Genomic DNA, 17,522 nt, shown 5'->3' with positions numbered 1-17,522 from the left:
GATTTTCGGATGAACTCCCATGAACCGAGGGTTCACAAAGGGCCATGAAAATCAGCGGGGTAAGAAAACCCCGCCGGAGAGATTTTCGGGTGAATTTATTAGGCTGCCTTCTTCATCATGCCGGACCCGCCTTTCCATAAAAGGAGCAGCGGGCTTGCAACAAATATTGAAGAATAGGTACCTACACAAACACCAAGCAGAAGGGCCAATGAGAAATCGTGTATTACCTCGCCGCCGAATATTACAAGGGCAACAAGAACTAGGGCGGTTGTTAAAGATGTTATCAGTGTACGGCTTAACGTATGGTTAATCCCGTTGTTTATTATCACGTCAATCTGGTCTTTGCGTCTTATCTTCAGATAATCCCTGATCCTGTCAAAGACGACAACGGTATCTGTAAGTGAATAACCTGCCAGGGTCAATAGTGCTGTTATTATCAGAAGATTGATCTCCTTGTTCAAAATAAAGAATACGCCGAGCACTGCAAGTACATCGTGAAAAGTAGCTATTGCCGCTGCAATACCGAACTTTAACTCAAACCTGAATGCAATATATATAATTATCCCTATCATGGACAGGATAACTGCTGTAAAAGCATCCTTCTGTAATCGCTTACCTACTGTCGGTCCGATTTCAATAGAGCTGTCCACCACAAATGTGTTAGCAGTAAACTCCTGCCGGAAGAGAGATATGATCGTGTCTGCAACAGGTTCATTTGAGGTCGAAACCTTCTTCAGTCTGATCAACAGCTTGTTATCCAATGGAAATTCCTGAAGTTCTGCGTCGTTAATACCGTGCTTCTGGAGGGCATCTCTTGCAGCATCTATTTTTATTGGTTTGTCGAATTTCAGTTGCACAGCCGTACCGCCGCCGAAGTCTATACCAAGATTTCCACGGCCGAACATAATACTGATAACTGCAATGATCCCTATAATACTTAAAATGCCGGAGAAGATATAAGCATATTTCTTCAGACCCATAAAATCTATGTTGGTATCTTTAACTATCTCCACAAATTTCATTTAAATACCCTTTCTGTCAAATACTCAGTTTAGTAACCTTTGTCCTGCTGTTTATATAATCATATACAACTTTAGTACCTACAAGTGCGGTAAAGAGATTGATTGCAATACCGAGGCTCAGTGTAACGGCAAACCCCTTAATCGGACCGGTACCGAACATGAATAATACAAGGGCTGTGATGAGTGTTGTAACATGCGAATCAAGTATTGTTACCAGCGCCTTGTCATAACCGGAATCAACTGCCGAACGCACAGGCTTCCCGGCCCTCAGCTCTTCCCTTATACGTTCAAATATAAGCACGTTTGAGTCCACACCCATACCGATAGTTAGGATAATACCTGCTATACCCGGCAGGGTCAGCGTTGCATCAAGGGCTGATAGAGCACCCGTCAATATTATAAGATTAAGCACCATTGCAAAATCCGCAATTAATCCTGATACCTTGTAGTAAACAACCATAAATAACAGCACTAAGACAGCGGCAATTGCTGAAGCCTTTAAACCCTTCTCTATTGAATCCCTTCCAAGTGAAGGGCCTACTGTCAGATTCTGGATAATCTTCACAGGGGCAGGCAGTGCACCTGCACGAAGGACTATCGCAAGGTCCTGGGCGCTCTCCATTGTAAAATGGCCTGATATGGATGCCTTTCCACCGCCTATCCTCTCCTGAATAACTGGGGCTGAATATACATTTCCATCAAGAACAATCGCCATCCTTTTTTTTACATTCTCTCCGGTAATCTTCTCAAACAACCTTGCACCGACACTGTTAAAACTAAGGGCAACATAAGGTTCATTAAATTCCTGGTTTATGCTCACCTGTGCATCTGAGATAACGTCACCTGTCATAAGTGACTTGGATTTCAACAGGTATGGGATAGTCTGTTTGACGGCTTTTGTTACAGGGTCTACCTCTTTTCCATATAAGACTTCATCCCCTTCAGGTATTTGTCCCTGAATCGCTGTATTTAAATTCCCTTCTTCATCTACAATCTTGAACTCAAGAAGGGCTGTCTTTCCTATCAACTCTATTGCACGCTTAGGGTCTTTAACACCCGGAAGCTGTATAAGTATCTCATCAGCACCCTGTCTCTGGATCAACGGTTCCGTGACCCCAAACTGGTCAATCCTGTTCCTGATAGTCTCAAGCGCCTGAGAAACTGCTGAGTCTTTTATCCTCTCCTTTTCAGAAGACCCAAGGGAAAAAACTGCTTCTCCGGGTATATCCTTCGCCGTTGAAAAGTTCGGGTATTGTTTTTTCATCTCATTAACTACATCTTTCTCTTTAGCAGTATCAGAATATTTTATTACAACATCAGTTACATTCTCTCTCTTCGCGGAAACAATATTTATACCTTTTTGCGTTAGTATGGTTCCAATATCATCTGCAACATGGTTAACAAAGTTCTCAACCGCCTTGTCGCCTTCAACACCAAGTACAAGATGTATGCCGCCCTGCAGGTCTAATCCAAGTGTAATCGGCTTGGAAGGAAGAACACTCTTCCACCATGAAGGAAAACTTTTGAAACCGGGAAGAGACGGCAGAAAAAACAGAACAGCAAGCACTGTTGCCGCGGCAAGCAGTAATATTCTCCATTTTAAAGTCTTTTTCATTAATCCTGCTCCTTATTAATCAGTGAATAGTGAATGGTGAATAGCATAAAACCCCATACCTGTTCACTATACTTAATACTTACCTGTATCTTACTTCTTGCTTCTGCCTTCTTGCTTCTATCTTCTTACTTCTGCCTTCAGCCTGAAGCCTTCAGCCTATCCACCTATTCTTTACTCCTCACTCCTCACCTCAGAAATCGCACTCCTCAACATCCTCAACTTTACCTCTGTGGCTACCAGTAATACTATCGTGTCTTTATCAACACTGACTATTGTTCCTATAATTCCTGAGCTGGTAACTACTTTATCCCCCTTTTTTAGACCATCAATCATTGCAGCATGTTTTTTACGCTGTTTCTGCTGAGGCATGATAACAAGAAAATAAAAAATTGGGAATATCAAAATGATCGGGAGAAAAGACCCGATCGGCCCTAAGAATGACGCTATTCCACCTCCACCTTCACCTGCTGCATAAGCTGTTGAAACTAATCCTAACATCTCACGTTCTCCTTTTGTAAACCGTAAAAATGCTCTCTGAATTGGAGCATACTGTCTTCTTCTATTGCCTTCCGTATCCCTCTCATCAACCTTCCAAAATAATGCAGGTTATGTATTGTATTAAGCCTGTGTCCGAGAATTTCTCCTGCCATAAAAAGGTGTCTGAGATATGCCCTTGAATATTTACTGCAGGTATAACAATCACATCCTTCTTCCACAGGTAATTCATCATCTTTATAACACGCATTTTTTATAATTATGTGACCGGTGTCAGTAAATAAATATCCCCTCCTCCCATGCCTTGTCGGGACAACGCAATCAAACATATCAACCCCTCTGATGACACCTTCAATAATATCTTCCGGATGTCCGACTCCCATCAGGTATCGCGGTTTGTCTTCAGGGATAAGAGGGGTAACCTGGTCGAGGACAGTATACATCTCCTCCTTTGCCTCCCCTACACTTAATCCGCCGATAGCATAACCGTCAAAACCTATTTTTACAAGTGCTTCAGTACAATACTCCCTCAGGTCTTTATAAAATCCGCCTTGAATCACGCAGAAAAGTCCTTTGCCGTTCCCAACCTCAACCCTCTTAGACCTCTCTGCCCAACGAATTGTCATGTCTGTTGAGTCTTTTGTATATTCATAAGATGATGGATACGGGATACACTCATCAAGGACTATTATAATATCCGAGCCTATTGTTTTCTGTATCTCCATAACTGTCTCAGGTGTGAAAAAATGCTCTGAACCATCTATCGGGGATTGGAACATAACACCATCCGGTGTAATCTTCCTCAATTTTGCAAGACTGAATACCTGATACCCTCCGCTGTCCGTAAGAATTGTACCGCCCCATCCTGTAAACCCGTGCAATCCGCCCATCTTTTCTATAACCTTAGTTCCCGGCCTGAGATATAGATGAAACGTGTTCCCGAGTATCACCTGTGCCCCGCTTTCCTTAACCTCCTCCGGCGTAACACTCCTCACAGCCCCATAAGTACCGACAGGCATAAACGTCGGTGTATCCACTCCCCCATGCGGCGTTATGAGTTTCCCTGTACGTGCCTGAGTATTGCCATCTTGTTTAATAACACTAAATTTCATAATTCCAAAAAGACCCCATCCCCACCCTATCCCTCCCCTTGAAGGGGAGGGAATATACTTAGCACCCTCTCCCTCAGGGAGAGGGTCCGGGTGAGGGTGGGTTTTCCCATCCGCTTCCCCCTTTTCTAAAGGGGGATGTCTAACTTCTTACTTCTTGCTTCTAACTTCTTGCTTCTGACTTCTTGCTTCTTGCTTCTTGCTTCTGACTTCTTGCTTCTTTCCGCTGCCTCCCCTACATCTGCTCCGGCGCCTTAATCCCCAGTATCGCCAAGGCATTTTTTATCACCTGCTGAATACATTTCAGCAGCAACAGCCTTGCCTTTGTAAGTTCTATATCATCTGTTATCACGCGATGGTGATAATAATAGTTATGCAATGCTGTTGCCATGTCCTGAAGATAAAAGGTAAGGCGATGAGGTTCCAGTGAAAGTGCACTTGCCTCTATTAATTCCGGATAGCCGGCAATAAGTTTTATCATCCCTATTTCTTCAGGAAGTATAAGAAGTGATAAATCCGAACTCTCTAATGAAGGAAAAGGTAAACCCCGTGTCTCTGCCTGTCTTAATATGCTCGCTATCCTTGCATGGGCGTACTCAACATAATAGACCGGATTCTCTGATGACTCCTTCTTTACCAGCTCAAGGTCAAAATCAAGATGGCTGTCGGACCTCCTTGTAAGGAACATAAACCTTGCCGCATCCCTGCCCACCTCATCTAAAACTTCCCTCAATGTCACAAATTCTCCGGAACGTGTAGACATAGACACTGGCTTTCCTTCACGGAGCAGAGAGACAAGCTGTACGAGTATTATTTTTAAATTATCGGGCGGATAACCTATACAATTTACGCCGGCCTTCATCCTCGGTTCATAACCATGATGGTCAGCCCCCCAGATGTCCACTATGAAATTAAATCCCCTCTTAAATTTATTCAGATGATATGCAATATCAGATGCAAAATATGTCTTCTGACCATTTGACCTTACAACAACCCTGTCCTTATCGTCTCCGAATTGGGTAGTATTAAGAAAGAGTGCACCCTCATGCTCATATAAATGTCCCTGTTTTTTAAGGATATCTAAGATGTTCTCCACATCCCCTTGGTCATAAAGTGTCCGTTCAGAAAAGTAGTCGTCAAACAGGACACCGAAATCTTCAAGGTCCTTTATAATGCCTTTCAGAATAGTATCCTGTGAATATTTAACAAAAAAGGGGATTGCCTCTGTCTCAGGAAGTTTTATGAATTTATCTTCGGAAGATGTTTTTATCTCTCCTGCAATATCTTTTATATAATCTCCATTATAACCATTCTCCATAAACGGCAGTTCAGGATCAAATATCTGCTTATATCTGATATAGGTAGAACGCCCCAGCGTCTCCATCTGCTTACCTATGTCATTTATGTAATATTCTTTTTGAACATTATAACCCGCTGCACTTAGGAGATTAGCAAGCGAGTCACCGAATGCCGCACCCCTGCCGTGACCTATATGAAGAGGCCCTGTTGGATTTGCACTTACAAACTCTACCTGCACATATTGCCCGTTTCCAATACCGGACCGCCCGTATTGTTCATCCTTTTGTAATGCATCTTTAAGTGCATCGAGCCAACATTCTTTTTTCAGAAATAAATTTATATAGCCCGGCCCTGCTATCTCAACCTTTTCAATCATTCCATAAGTATCTTCTATGTTATTTAAAATAGCCTCTGCAATAGACCGGGGGGAAGTTTTCTCCACGCGGGCAAGACTCATGGCAACGGTAGTAGCATAGTCCCCCATTGTCTCATCCTTTGGTATCTCTAACACTATAGATGGAGGGGTCTTTATGTTTAATTTACCGGAGACAATCGCCTTCTCAATCGCCTTATTTAATATGTCAGTAATCTTCTTTTTCATACTAAAATTTCCATAGCTCACCCCCACCCTGACCCTCCCCCGTCAAGGGGGAGGGAATTAAAACATAGCAATCTCACCTCCCGTTATTTCAATGCAGGGAGGTTGGCCGGGTGAGGCGGCCTCATTGCCTGCGTCAACAAAATTAAAACTGGTAGCTTACATTAATTAGTGTTAAAATGCAATCTTGTGAAAAATTCTGTCATCATAAATATCATACTTTCTGCCCTCTCTGCATTGCTATTAAGCCTTTCATTCCCCATGTATGATATTGAAATCCTTGCATGGATTGGAATCATCCCGCTTCTTTTCGTAATTAAAGGAAGCTCCCCTAAGATTGCATTTCTATGGTCATGGTTCTCCGGGACATTGTTTTCCATATTTACTTTAAACTGGTTGACAGGGACGATGAGTAATTATGGCGGGCTGCCATACTGGATTAGTTTACTTGTACTCATACTCCTATCAGCTTATGTTGGACTTTATACAGGATTCTTCGGGCTGACTGCTTCATACCTTACCAAAAAGACTACTTTACCTTTTCCTTTATTGGCCGCACCGGTATGGGTGTCTTTTGAATATATCAGGGCACACCTTCTTACCGGCTTCCCGTGGGCATCACTTGGTTACTCACAATACAAATTCCTCCACATTATCCAGATAGCAGATATAACAAGCCTTTATGGAATATCCTTCCTGATTATCATTTGCAATGCAGCCATTTTTGAATTATTTTCCTTATTAAAAAATAAGGGGAAGTCCTACCGAATGACTGTAATGTCCTCTTTATCAATATTTTCTGCCGCCTTCCTGTTCATACTGAGCCTTCTCTATGGGAATTATAAGCTTAAGCAGACTTACTATAATCCTGATAATAATATAAAGGTAGCGGTAATTCAGGGCGACATACCCCAGCATCTGAAATGGGACAGAAACTTTCAACGTAAGACAATTGATATATATGAACAACTTACTGAAGATTCAGCTAAGCAGAATCCGGCTATTGTGATATGGCCTGAGACCGCTGCACCGTTCTTTTTTCAGGAACGGTCGGTCTACCAGCAGGAAATTTATGACCTCGCCAAGCGAAACAATATATCCCTTCTTTTTGGCAGCCCTTCCTATAAATATATTGATGAGTATAACATTAAACTTTTCAACAGCGCCTACCTCATATCTCCGGACGGAAGGGATATGTCAAGATATGACAAGATGCACCTCGTCCCTTTTGGAGAATATGTCCCGCTCTCAAAGATATTATTTTTTCTTGAGAAGATGGTCGTAGGCATAGGTGATTTCATGCCGGGTAAAGACTTTACTGTACTCCAGAATAATAATATAAGGCTTGGTACTGTAATATGTTTTGAGGTAATATTCCCTGACCTTGTCAGGAAATTTGTACTTAATGGCGCTGAATTCATGACAACGATAACAAACGATGCATGGTTCGGAAAAACAAGCGCCCCATATCAACACTTCTCTATGGTGGTATTCAGGGCCGTAGAAAACAGGGTCTACTTCGCAAGGGCCGCCAATACCGGCATATCAGGCTTTATAAGCCCTGCAGGTGAAATCCTCAATACTACCCCCATCTTTGTAAAAAGCCAGATCACACAAAAGATAACCCCGTCAACAAGAAAGACCTTTTACACATTGTATGGAGACATATTCGCGTACTTATGCATCTTTATTGCAGCAGTATCTATAATAGCAGGATTCAAGGGGTCAAGAGATACTCATATATCCCACCTATCTTGACGGGAGGGATTTAAAACGGAGAGTATTGCCGTAGCAGATTGACAAATATTCTTATACTCCTTACTATGGAGTAAGGGTCTGTCATAAAATAACCTATACATTTATGCATCTCATCTTCCGGCCATTTTTGTGTGCTCCTCAATCGCAACCCCTCAGCGTAGATTCAACTACGCCTTCGGGTTTGCTCAATCGGTCGCACTCAAACCTGACCTAAATCTGAGCGCCTAAATGCACACGTTATTTCATGACAGACCCTTAGAGCAGGATGGCTACAGGAGATAGTTCCCCTTGATACGGAAGGTCTGACAGCAAATCCGCATCTTACCGACATTGCGGGACACATTGCTGAAAGTGTGCTGGGATATTTTCTTACATTAATCCCAAATCTGGATGTATCGCATTTCCCAGAACGGGGAAGTGAACCAGAGGTTGATTTTGTATTAACCGTGGGGACGAAAAGGATACCCGTAGAGGTAAAATACAGACGCCGGATTGATCCTCATGATGACACTAAAGGACTAAGGGCTTTTTTGGAAAAAACGGTTTATAATGCACCGCTGGGACTGTTGGTTACACTGGATGATAATGTGCAGATATATGATCCGCGTATTGTGCCCATTTCCTTGTCAAATCTGTTATGGTTGAAATAAAGGAGATGGGCATAGAATAAACGGTCACGTCTTAAAAAAACACAACGCTCGAAACCTTTAACCCTTTCTTATTTTTACGTCAGCCATGATCTGACTACCAGCCAGACTCCCCAAACAATAAGTATCCCTACTGCAATGTAAAGCAAGGTTTCCATTTTTACCCTATTAAAGTTTTCTGAAATATGTTAATATTCACAACATTCCGGTACACAATTTTAAACCTTAATAATTAAATAATAAGGGGCTGTATATCCTTATTTATCTAACTTAAATGTTTAAACACATTCGCTCAAGATTTATAATAATCTTATTTATAACGGGGCTTCTGCCTCTTATCGTTGGAACTGCCGTCTATATTACCACATCACGCCACCAGATGATAGAGGAGACAGAACACGCACTCGGACTGGAGTTATCCCATGTTACATTTGCAATAGAAACTATATTTCTGAAGGCACAGACAAATCTCCTGCTTACATCAGAAAATCCTGCATTTTCCCGCTACTTTACAGATCGAGGACGGCGGAATGAATGGAAATATGAACAGATAAAGGCGTTAAGACAATTACAATTGCTGTTCCCTGAGGCAATGAGTGTAAGCTCTTTTATTGATGTCTCAGGAATGGACATAACCAAGGTTATAATAAAGCAGATAGCATCAGAAGATAAACTTTCCTCAATAGAAAGCAAGATGCCGTTTTTCGTTCAGGCATTGTCCCAGCCGCCCGGCGGAGTTTTTCAGGGGGAACCATACATAAACCCTGAGACCCACTTATGGGTTATACCTTTTGCCGCACCGGTTCATGCCAACGGACAAATTATGGGGATCATATACTTTGATCTTAACCTTGAATATTTTGGCCGTAAATTAATAGGTAACATATCACATGAAAACCATGCCTTCCTTCTGGAAAGAGAGGGAAAGATACTTGCCCAGACCATTATATCCATCGGAGAAACCAAGGGTCTTCCTAATATATCCGACCTCGACCAGTCCTTTTTTTTTAAGGATATTATGAAAGAAGTCCTTGCAGGGAAAAATGGATTCAGAAGATTTAAAACAAGCAGTGGTGGACGTAATTATATTGTTTCATTTCAGCCGGTTCCATCCACACAATGGAGTGTTATGGTACTCACTCATATCTCCAGAAGTTTTCTCGATATTATCCCATTAGGTCAGTTCTTCCCGATATTCGTAATTACATTCGTTATCATTATCATAATAGCTGTCATCCTCGGCAGGAGGATATCTGACCCGGTTAAGGACTTAGTCGCCGGCACACAGATTATTGCCAAAGGAGACTTTACTTACAGGATAAAGACAAAATTGACCGATGAAATCGGCGACCTTGCAAAGTCATTTAACAGGATGGCAGAATACCTGCAGAAGACATACAATGATATAAAATCTACAAATGCACAATTGACACAATCTGCTAAACTGGCCGCTGTAGGCGAGCTGGCCGCAGGCGTTGCACATGAACTTAATCAGCCCCTTATGGTAATAAGGGGTTATTCTCAGGAGTTACTGGAAGGTGGTGCAATACCTGAATTTGCAAAGAAAGACATAAAACTTATAGAAAACCAGACAACAAGAATGATGAGGATTATTGACCACCTGCGGACTTTTGCAAGGCAGTCAACCGGGGTATTTGAACAGATTGATATTAATGCTGTTGTTCTCGATTCATTTACCCTTGTTACACAACAACTTAAAAACCATAACATAGAGATATTAACCCAGATTGACGAATCACTGCCGAGGATATGGGGAGATCACAACAGGCTTGAACAGGTATTTCTAAATTTAATTACCAATGCAAGGGATGCAATGGAAGAGAAAGGGGGTGGCTCACTTTCAGCTACAACTGAAACTTTGTATTATAATGAAAACGGAGATAAGGAACACCCGGTAAGTGTCAGGATTTCGTTCATTGATACAGGGGCCGGCATACCGGACGAAGTCATGGATAAGATTTTCGACCCGTTCTTTACAACAAAAGAGGTTGGAAAGGGTACAGGGTTGGGGCTGTCAATAAGTTATTCAATCGTAAAGGAACATGGAGGTACCATAAACGTGGAAAGCAAGACAGGGATAGGAACAAAGTTTATTATTGATATCCCGGTTGAAAGAAGAAAGACCCCCAGAGCTAAAGAAAAGAACACAGCAGTGCATACTACCACTACAGGTTAAAAGAAGGAGACGCTTAATGGCAAACGAAAACATTCTTGTTGTTGATGACGATGAGGACATATTGAATTTGATAGAGAGGCACCTCAGCAATAAGGGTTATGAGGTTATAACTGCTTATGACGGCGAACAGGCATTAATACTGCTTGAAAAGGTAAAATTCGATCTAGTTATTACAGATTTAAAAATGCCTAAAGTGGATGGCATGGAGGTGTTAAGGAGGGTCAAGGAAAAGGATCCGAATATTGAAGTTGTCATCCTGACAGGTCATGGGACGATGGATAGCGTCATTGAGGCATTGAGAGACGGCGGGGCTTTTGATTACCTTCACAAGCCGCTTTACAACATAAAACAACTAAGCTTTGTAACAAAGAAGGCCATTGAGAGAAAACATCTGAGATTCGAAAATCAGAGATTGTTTGAGACATTAAAAGATACAAACAAGAGACTATCTGAAAAACTTTCAAGAGTTACAAGGGACCTTGGAGGGATTATAAATATTGTATCATCATCATCCGACAACGAATTGAAACAAACCCTTGTACCTGCCCTTGAGGCATTAATTGAAGTGTTAAACGTGGAAGGATGAATGAAAATCAAATATCAAAATGAAAAAGTCAAAATGACAGATAACAATTCAAAATTAAAACCTTAAAGGATGCAGATGTTGCTTTATTTTTTAATTTTGATATGCAATTTTGATTTTTGAGGTTTGATTTTTAATTTATAAGGTATTCTGTTTATCGTGTCCGTAAGAATCTATTACGGACACGATAGTATGTGTCACTACTCATCACTCGTCACTAATCACTCATCACTGTCTTTAGATTCCTGCTGCCTTCCTCAATTCATCTGCCATGTCTGTCTTTTCCCATGTAAATTCAGGCTCGGTCCTCCCGAAGTGTCCATAGGCAGCGGTTTTTTTGAAGATAGGCCGGCGTAATTTAAGATGGTCAATTAGACCCTTAGGGGTTAAGGGGAAGAACTCCCTTACCAGCTTTACTATCTTTTCCTGAGATATCTTTCTTGTCCCGAAGGAGTCTACAAGGATTGAAACAGGGTCCGGTACACCGATGGCATAAGCAAGTTGTACCTCACATTTTTCAGAAATACCTGCGGCAACAATATTCTTTGCAATGTATCTTGCCATATAAGATGCAGAGCGGTCTACTTTTGTCGGGTCCTTACCGGAGAATGCACCACCGCCATGACTCCCAACGCCTCCGTAAGTGTCTACAATAATTTTTCTGCCTGTAAGTCCTGTGTCACCCTGCGGGCCTCCTGTCACAAATCTGCCGGTAGGATTTATATGATATGTAATTGTTTCTTCATCCATTAACTCCGCCGGTATTACAGGTTTAATAACCTTTTCAATCATATCCTCACGTATCTCTTTAAGAGTAATATCAGGGCTATGCTGTGTGGATATAACTACAGTTGAAACCTTATGGGGTTTACCATCTATATATTCAACTGTAACCTGTGATTTACCGTCAGGCCTTAGATATGGAAGTATATCCTTCTTTCTTACCTCAGCCAGCCTTCTTGTAAGTTTATGTGCAAGCATAATAGGCATCGGCATTAACTCCTCAGTCTCATTTGAAGCATAACCGAACATCAGTCCCTGGTCACCTGCCCCACCAACATCAACACCCATTGAAATATCCGGTGACTGAGAGTGTATTGCAGTCAGAACTGCACATGTCTCATAATCAAAACCATACTTTGCCCTTGTATACCCTACTTCCTTAATGGTCTCCCTAACTATCTCAGGTATCTCAACATAAGTTTGGGTTGTAACCTCTCCGGCCACAAAGGCAAGCCCTGTTGTTACGATAGTCTCCACTGCGACACGGCAATTCGGATCATTAGAGATTAACGCATCCAGGATTGCATCAGACACCTGGTCTGCAATCTTATCCGGATGTCCTTCTGTAACCGACTCTGATGTAAATTGAAAATTTACTCTTCCCATCTAAGCCCCCCTTTTAGGCGTTCGAACTGTTTATCCAGTACGAACAGTAGTTAATGTATTTGATTAAAAACTCTAACTTTATATCATATATAACTATCCAATAGCAAGAAAAAATCCTATCTCTGCTGTTGTGCCTTGACTTCCATATTTCAGGAGGATATATTGAAGGCATAAAAAGACATTATGATAAGGCTAAGGACCTTGAAAATGCCCCGATTCTTATTGGGGAGAGTGGGACCCGTGCATAGAACGCGGGAGATTCAATTTCTGGGAAATTGATAATACCAAACGAGAGGCCCTTAGCCTTTTATTTTTTCTGACTTCTATTTTGCTTCTTGCTTCTTACTTCTTACTTCTTACTTCTGACTTCTTGCTTCTTACTTCTGACTTCTTACTTCTTACTTCTTACCTCTTGCTTCTGACTTCTGCATACTGTTCACTGCTTACTACTTCAGCCTCGTCGCCGGATCCCCGAAGAAAATAAAGGTTTGAACAACATCTATATCATCACCTGGAGGTATCTCCCTGCTTAGAAACACAACTTCTTTTGCCTTTGTAACCGCCTCACCGAGAGTTAAATTTTCCTGATTAAAGACTATATCATACAAAGCCCCTGCAAGCGGGTCATGTTCTGATGGATAACCTATTGCACTCGCTGCCCAAACAGCTACAGCGCCTTTCTCCGGTGTCATCAAGAATGACTCTGCAATAGATGGATATTGCCTTTGTTTAGCCCCACCCTGCTCTACATATTCAACTCCATCATCAGGTAATACAAAATACCCATTAAGGCAATTTAACGCTACAACAAATGGATAATCGGATTGCCTGGCAAGAGAATCTACATCCTCTGATGAAAACGCAACTTCTTTTGTCCAGTTCACAACAGAACCGTGTCCCGTGTAATTAACTATTAATGGACCTGCATTTATTCCATCTATAATACCTTGCCTGAAATCGCCTGTATAACCCCTCTGGTATAACTTTGATACATAGGCAGGTATTTTCCCTTCAATAATAGATGGAATAAGGGTATTTGATAATCTCTCAAAAATTGAAGGTGTAGTAATATCAGGACTATCATTGTCATCAGCTATAAGAAGCACATTTCCGGATTTAGCAGAAGAAGTTTCATGGGCTATAATTTTATTAATCACAGCAGTAACATCTGCCGCTGACTTAGCCGGTATTCTTCCTATGTTCATTTCCGGGAGCACGTTTCCATTGACATCTGCAAACCAGTTATCACTCGGCACTTCTCCAAGACCGTAATAATTATACAGGTATGCCGGTACATAACTTCTTACGCCATAATCCTTCCCATACCCGCTGAAATCCTTGTAATCAATGGTTGCATCACCGACAAGCAGGACATAGGATGGTCTTGGACTCCAATTCTGATAGGCAAAAGTAAGAAAGTCTTTCAATGCATAAGGGGTTTCAATACCTGCACTAAACTCATCATATATATCCTTAATTTTTACGGTCGTTACCTTATACCCCTGTTTACTTCTATAATCTGCAAGGGGTTTAACTGCATCGTAGAAGTCTTCGTGCGTAATTATAATATAGTCCCCGTCTTTTAAACGAATACCAGCTTGCGTATAACTCTCAATTCCTGCTGGTGTCTTCTTCACCTTGTCTGTTACAACAATAAACTTACCCTCTTCCCAGGCAACAGTAGAAAATACGGTCTTATAGAATCCCTTTTGGGTCTCTTCAATACTGATAGGAAGAACCTTTTTTATATTAATATAATCAGACAAATCATATATAGATATACTGTCTGATGTAAAGTTTGATACATCAATTATCCCTTTACCGGAAAACTCAAGCCTGCCGCTCTCGGCCTGATAGAGATGATAATATGTCACCTCAAACCAGTCTAAGTAGAAAAGCTCATGAACACCGGATTCTGTATCCCCCACACTTTCAAGTCGTAATGTATTAAATCCATTAATGAAATATGAAGAAGGTACCTCTGCTTCTATCTCATAAGGGCCATTATCAGATGCCCATATCTTATCAATTAATTTATTGTCAGTACCATTTAAATACCCACTGATATGATGGCTTCCATTTACTGACTGTAGTCTTATCTTTAACTGGACAGGCTGTGACTTATCAATACCCCGAGTGTTGAATTTATAGTCACGCTGATATAAACCGGTCTCTGAACCGGCAACACCAGGGGTATAAAATACCTCCCCCCAAAACCAATGTTCCCTTTTATCAGAGGTTGAAGAAATCTCCGGATAATTCTTTTGCTCATACCATGTAGCCTCTTCTGAATGTAAGACCTTTAAAAAAGACGGTACTCCCTGAATAGATGAGGCATTGCTCTTAATCTCCCTCATCCTCTTCCTCAAACCTTCTTCACCCTCTTTAGAAGATAACCAATATATATTTGTCTCTGTGTATCTGAATTCTTTATCATCTCTTGATATTGCCTTACCGTAAAACTCTACAGTATCTCCTTCATCAAAGATGCCGTTAATATTTGCATCAACCACATCTATAGCAATCTCCTCCCCTTTATTGGTCATCTTCAGGGATGCTGTGGTTACACCTGATAGGTCTACAGAGGCAGTATTAAGGTCTGAGAAGGTAAGCTTATATAAACCGTCTTCTTTAATCTTTATCTTTGCTGTCTTGCTCTTGACAGATGATGGAGGGTTATTATTCTGGTCACTGTTCCCGCCGGTTAATCCATTATCTACAGTGCCGACTCCACCACCGGCACCGCATCCGGTAAGAAAAGATACAAATACTATGATGAATAGTATTAAATGCTTTTTCATTATTTAACTGAATTTATATTGCATATTTCATGCCTGATTAGATTATCTCTTGGGAGAGACAGGCACTTTTACAGGTAACTTTTCGGACTTCTTACCTGAATCTGTAGGGACATCAATTGGTTTGGACTCTTTATGTTTACCGTCACACCTCAATCGCCTATAAAACTCACATCCTCAGATCATCTATAAACTCTGACGGTTCGTTACCGCTTGTAATCAACAGATGATCCCGTGCACGGGTGCAGGCAACATACAAAAGGTGTCGTTCGGTGTCGTAGACCTCCTGAAGGTCAGCATCGTCAGCAACAGTTTCTATATAAGCGGTATTTCCAGTTTGCGATTTACTCTTCCATGTCATGAGGCACAAGTAGATTTTGGATATGTCGGCAGGATTATAGATGATAACACTATCCAAGAGTAGCCGTAGGGGGCACCCATTGATTAATGACCCTTGTTCTTCTACTCCAGCCCCTCAAACCTAGCATCAGTAATCGCACGTTTTTTGAAGCCGATGGTCTTGTTAATGAAAAGGTTCGCCTCCTCAAGCCATTGAAGCCTCTGCCGTATAGTCATTTCCTTGAACTCTTCCAGCTTCTCCTTCGTGAATGTATACACGATGTCTATGTGCTCCTGTTTATCTTTGTCCACTTTTTCCAATCTCTTTGAGTGCTGCAATGTCGGCAATATCCTGAGGTCTACCGGAAATCTCTTTTAGTTTGATTAGATTTTTTACAGAGACCACGGGTATGGGGATACTACCGGACATTATTCTGACAGCTTCAGCTTTTATCTGGCTATAGTCCACCGGTTCTTCAACAAATATGTCAACCAGATTGATTGGCATCTGCGGATGAAAAAAGCTGAAGACCTTCATGTTTTTTTCGTTTACCCATATTTCCCTTTTTTTAGTACTAATAAACTCTTCTGCCTTAACAGGTATTTTGGGTTTGTAACCAAGCTCATTCATGATAGTAACAAACTTGATCAGATTCTTCTCTTCCAGATGAACCATAAGATCAAGGTCTGCCGTCAACCTGATGACACCATGAAGGACAAGGGCGACACCGCCGACAACTACATAATCAACGTTGCTGTTGTTCAGTTTTTCAAATAACTCCTCGTAAAACATCATTACCCCTCTTCCTTGTAATGGATAATATCAAATCAGTGTGAAAGATACAACTTTCGTTTCATGTTCTAATAATGGGTCTTCTCCAGTTGGCTCTAACTTGCGGAGTACAAGGATATATTTACGAAAGAGATTGTAGGTTATGCGATGGATGCACAAATGATAAAAGAGCTGGTCAACGGGTTATATGATCAACGTTGCCATCCTTCACATCCCTGATGGTTGTTGACCACTGGAAGTTAGAGTTGAACTTAATGCCATAAGGCGGATCAAGATATATCATCTGCACCTTGCCGCGTAGTCCTTCCCGCTCAGCCAATGACGCCATGACCTGCAGGCTGTCACCAAGGTTGATCCGAAAATCTCCATAGCTCACCCCCGCCCTACCCCCCCCCCGTCAAGGGGGAGGGGATAAAAACTAAGCACCCTCTCCCTCAGGGAGAGGGTCCGGGTGAGGGTGGGGTTGTTTCATCCTGAGCCTAATTTTCATGCCCCTTTGTGAGCCGAAGGCTCATGACGGTTCATCCGAAAATCCTCTCCGGCGGGGTAAGAAAACCCCGCCTATCCATTTCTATGAGGATAGGCGGGACATTCTTGTCCCGCTGATTTTCATCCTCCTTTGTGAAACCTCCGTTTCATGACGGTTCATCCGAAAATCCCTTCCGGCGGGGTAAGAAAACCCCGCCTATCCATATCTACGAGGATAGGCGGGACATTCCTGTCCCGCTGATTTTCATGGCCCTTTGTGAACCCTCGGTTCATGGGAGTTCATCCGAAAATGACCCCAAGTAAGCAGTAAGCGGTAAGCAGTTAGCAGATAAAGACTGCCTTTCCTGTTTACTGCTCACTGCTTACTGTTTACTATTTTCATTTCCCTTTG

General features: G+C 41.8%; 14 protein-coding genes and 1 pseudogene. 5 read left to right on the top strand and 10 right to left on the bottom strand.

The window, feature by feature from the left end; translation table 11 throughout:
* Positions 1-98: 98 nt before the first annotated feature.
* The 5 genes from secF to HZA08_12485 all read right to left on the bottom strand — a co-directional run bounded on the left by secF (position 99) and on the right by HZA08_12485 (position 6,141).
* Positions 99-1,013 (bottom strand): protein translocase subunit SecF, encoded by a 915-nt coding sequence (gene secF / locus HZA08_12505; GenBank protein ID MBI5194243.1) that lies wholly within the window; start codon positions 1,011-1,013, stop codon positions 99-101.
* A 25-nt stretch (positions 1,014-1,038) separates the two neighbouring features.
* Entirely contained in the window at positions 1,039-2,637 is a 1,599-nt protein-coding gene (secD, locus tag HZA08_12500) for a protein translocase subunit SecD (protein MBI5194242.1), read from the bottom strand.
* A gap of 171 nt (positions 2,638-2,808) precedes the next feature.
* Entirely contained in the window at positions 2,809-3,135 is a 327-nt protein-coding gene (gene yajC, locus HZA08_12495; GenBank protein MBI5194241.1) for a preprotein translocase subunit YajC, read from the bottom strand.
* Positions 3,129-4,244, bottom strand: coding sequence for a tRNA guanosine(34) transglycosylase Tgt (tgt, locus tag HZA08_12490; GenBank protein ID MBI5194240.1), 1,116 nt, complete (start codon positions 4,242-4,244; stop codon positions 3,129-3,131). Before tgt ends, yajC begins: the two co-directional genes overlap by 7 nt.
* Before the next feature lie 232 nt (positions 4,245-4,476).
* Positions 4,477-6,141, bottom strand: a complete 1,665-nt coding sequence (locus HZA08_12485) for an arginine--tRNA ligase (protein MBI5194239.1) — start codon at positions 6,139-6,141, stop codon at positions 4,477-4,479.
* A gap of 186 nt (positions 6,142-6,327) precedes the next feature.
* Between HZA08_12485 and lnt the strand changes: the two genes are divergently transcribed.
* From lnt to HZA08_12465, 4 genes are all read left to right on the top strand, one after another.
* Positions 6,328-7,896 carry an apolipoprotein N-acyltransferase gene (gene lnt / locus HZA08_12480; GenBank protein ID MBI5194238.1) on the top strand — a complete coding sequence of 523 codons (1,569 nt, stop codon included), beginning with the start codon at positions 6,328-6,330 and terminating at the stop codon, positions 7,894-7,896.
* A 353-nt stretch (positions 7,897-8,249) separates the two neighbouring features.
* The gene (locus HZA08_12475; protein ID MBI5194237.1) at positions 8,250-8,546 is read left to right on the top strand and encodes a hypothetical protein; all 297 of its coding nucleotides are present in this window, start codon (positions 8,250-8,252) and stop codon (positions 8,544-8,546) included.
* A gap of 271 nt (positions 8,547-8,817) precedes the next feature.
* Positions 8,818-10,740, top strand: coding sequence for a HAMP domain-containing protein (locus tag HZA08_12470; GenBank protein ID MBI5194236.1), 1,923 nt, complete (start codon positions 8,818-8,820; stop codon positions 10,738-10,740).
* A gap of 16 nt (positions 10,741-10,756) precedes the next feature.
* Positions 10,757-11,326, top strand: coding sequence for a response regulator (locus HZA08_12465; protein ID MBI5194235.1), 570 nt, complete (start codon positions 10,757-10,759; stop codon positions 11,324-11,326).
* A 234-nt stretch (positions 11,327-11,560) separates the two neighbouring features.
* Here the strand turns inward: HZA08_12465 and HZA08_12460 are convergent, their stop codons facing one another.
* Both HZA08_12460 and HZA08_12455 read right to left on the bottom strand, forming a co-directional pair.
* Positions 11,561-12,712, bottom strand: a complete 1,152-nt coding sequence (locus tag HZA08_12460; GenBank protein MBI5194234.1) for a methionine adenosyltransferase — start codon at positions 12,710-12,712, stop codon at positions 11,561-11,563.
* Between the two features lie 446 nt (positions 12,713-13,158).
* Positions 13,159-15,513, bottom strand: a complete 2,355-nt coding sequence (locus tag HZA08_12455; GenBank protein ID MBI5194233.1) for a hypothetical protein — start codon at positions 15,511-15,513, stop codon at positions 13,159-13,161.
* Between the two features lie 223 nt (positions 15,514-15,736).
* Here HZA08_12455 and HZA08_12450 point away from each other — a divergent pair, with 223 nt between their 5' ends.
* A complete protein-coding gene (locus tag HZA08_12450) occupies positions 15,737-15,934 on the top strand; it encodes a hypothetical protein (protein MBI5194232.1) in 198 nt (65 codons plus the stop codon).
* 38 nt (positions 15,935-15,972) lie between these two features.
* Here HZA08_12450 and HZA08_12445 read toward each other — a convergent pair whose 3' ends face one another.
* The 3 genes and pseudogenes from HZA08_12445 to HZA08_12435 all read right to left on the bottom strand — a co-directional run bounded on the left by HZA08_12445 (position 15,973) and on the right by HZA08_12435 (position 17,000).
* On the bottom strand, positions 15,973-16,128 hold the full coding sequence (locus HZA08_12445; GenBank protein ID MBI5194231.1) for a hypothetical protein: 156 nt from the start codon (positions 16,126-16,128) through the stop codon (positions 15,973-15,975).
* Positions 16,129-16,147: 19 nt separating this feature from the next.
* Positions 16,148-16,645, bottom strand: coding sequence for a nucleotidyltransferase (locus HZA08_12440; protein ID MBI5194230.1), 498 nt, complete (start codon positions 16,643-16,645; stop codon positions 16,148-16,150).
* Between the two features lie 175 nt (positions 16,646-16,820).
* Positions 16,821-17,000: pseudogene (locus HZA08_12435) on the bottom strand (hypothetical protein).
* Positions 17,001-17,522 lie beyond the last annotated feature (522 nt).

Source organism: Nitrospirota bacterium, assembly GCA_016212215.1.
In the GTDB taxonomy this organism is placed as follows: Bacteria; Nitrospirota; 9FT-COMBO-42-15; order HDB-SIOI813; family HDB-SIOI813; genus JACRGV01.
Note: the sequence above shows the minus strand (reverse complement) of the source record. Positions and strands in the feature narration are given on the sequence as shown.

Coding starts and splice junctions, on each gene's coding strand:
- secD (MBI5194242.1), bottom strand. CDS start 2,637: ATGAAAAAGACTTTAAAATGGAGAATATTACTGCTTGCCGCGGCAACA.
- yajC (MBI5194241.1), bottom strand. CDS start 3,135: ATGTTAGGATTAGTTTCAACAGCTTATGCAGCAGGTGAAGGTGGAGGT.
- tgt (MBI5194240.1), bottom strand. CDS start 4,244: ATGAAATTTAGTGTTATTAAACAAGATGGCAATACTCAGGCACGTACA.
- HZA08_12485 (MBI5194239.1), bottom strand. CDS start 6,141: ATGAAAAAGAAGATTACTGACATATTAAATAAGGCGATTGAGAAGGCG.
- HZA08_12470 (MBI5194236.1), top strand. CDS start 8,818: ATGTTTAAACACATTCGCTCAAGATTTATAATAATCTTATTTATAACG.
- HZA08_12465 (MBI5194235.1), top strand. CDS start 10,757: ATGGCAAACGAAAACATTCTTGTTGTTGATGACGATGAGGACATATTG.
- HZA08_12460 (MBI5194234.1), bottom strand. CDS start 12,712: ATGGGAAGAGTAAATTTTCAATTTACATCAGAGTCGGTTACAGAAGGA.
- HZA08_12455 (MBI5194233.1), bottom strand. CDS start 15,513: ATGAAAAAGCATTTAATACTATTCATCATAGTATTTGTATCTTTTCTT.
- HZA08_12450 (MBI5194232.1), top strand. CDS start 15,737: ATGATCCCGTGCACGGGTGCAGGCAACATACAAAAGGTGTCGTTCGGT.
- HZA08_12440 (MBI5194230.1), bottom strand. CDS start 16,645: ATGATGTTTTACGAGGAGTTATTTGAAAAACTGAACAACAGCAACGTT.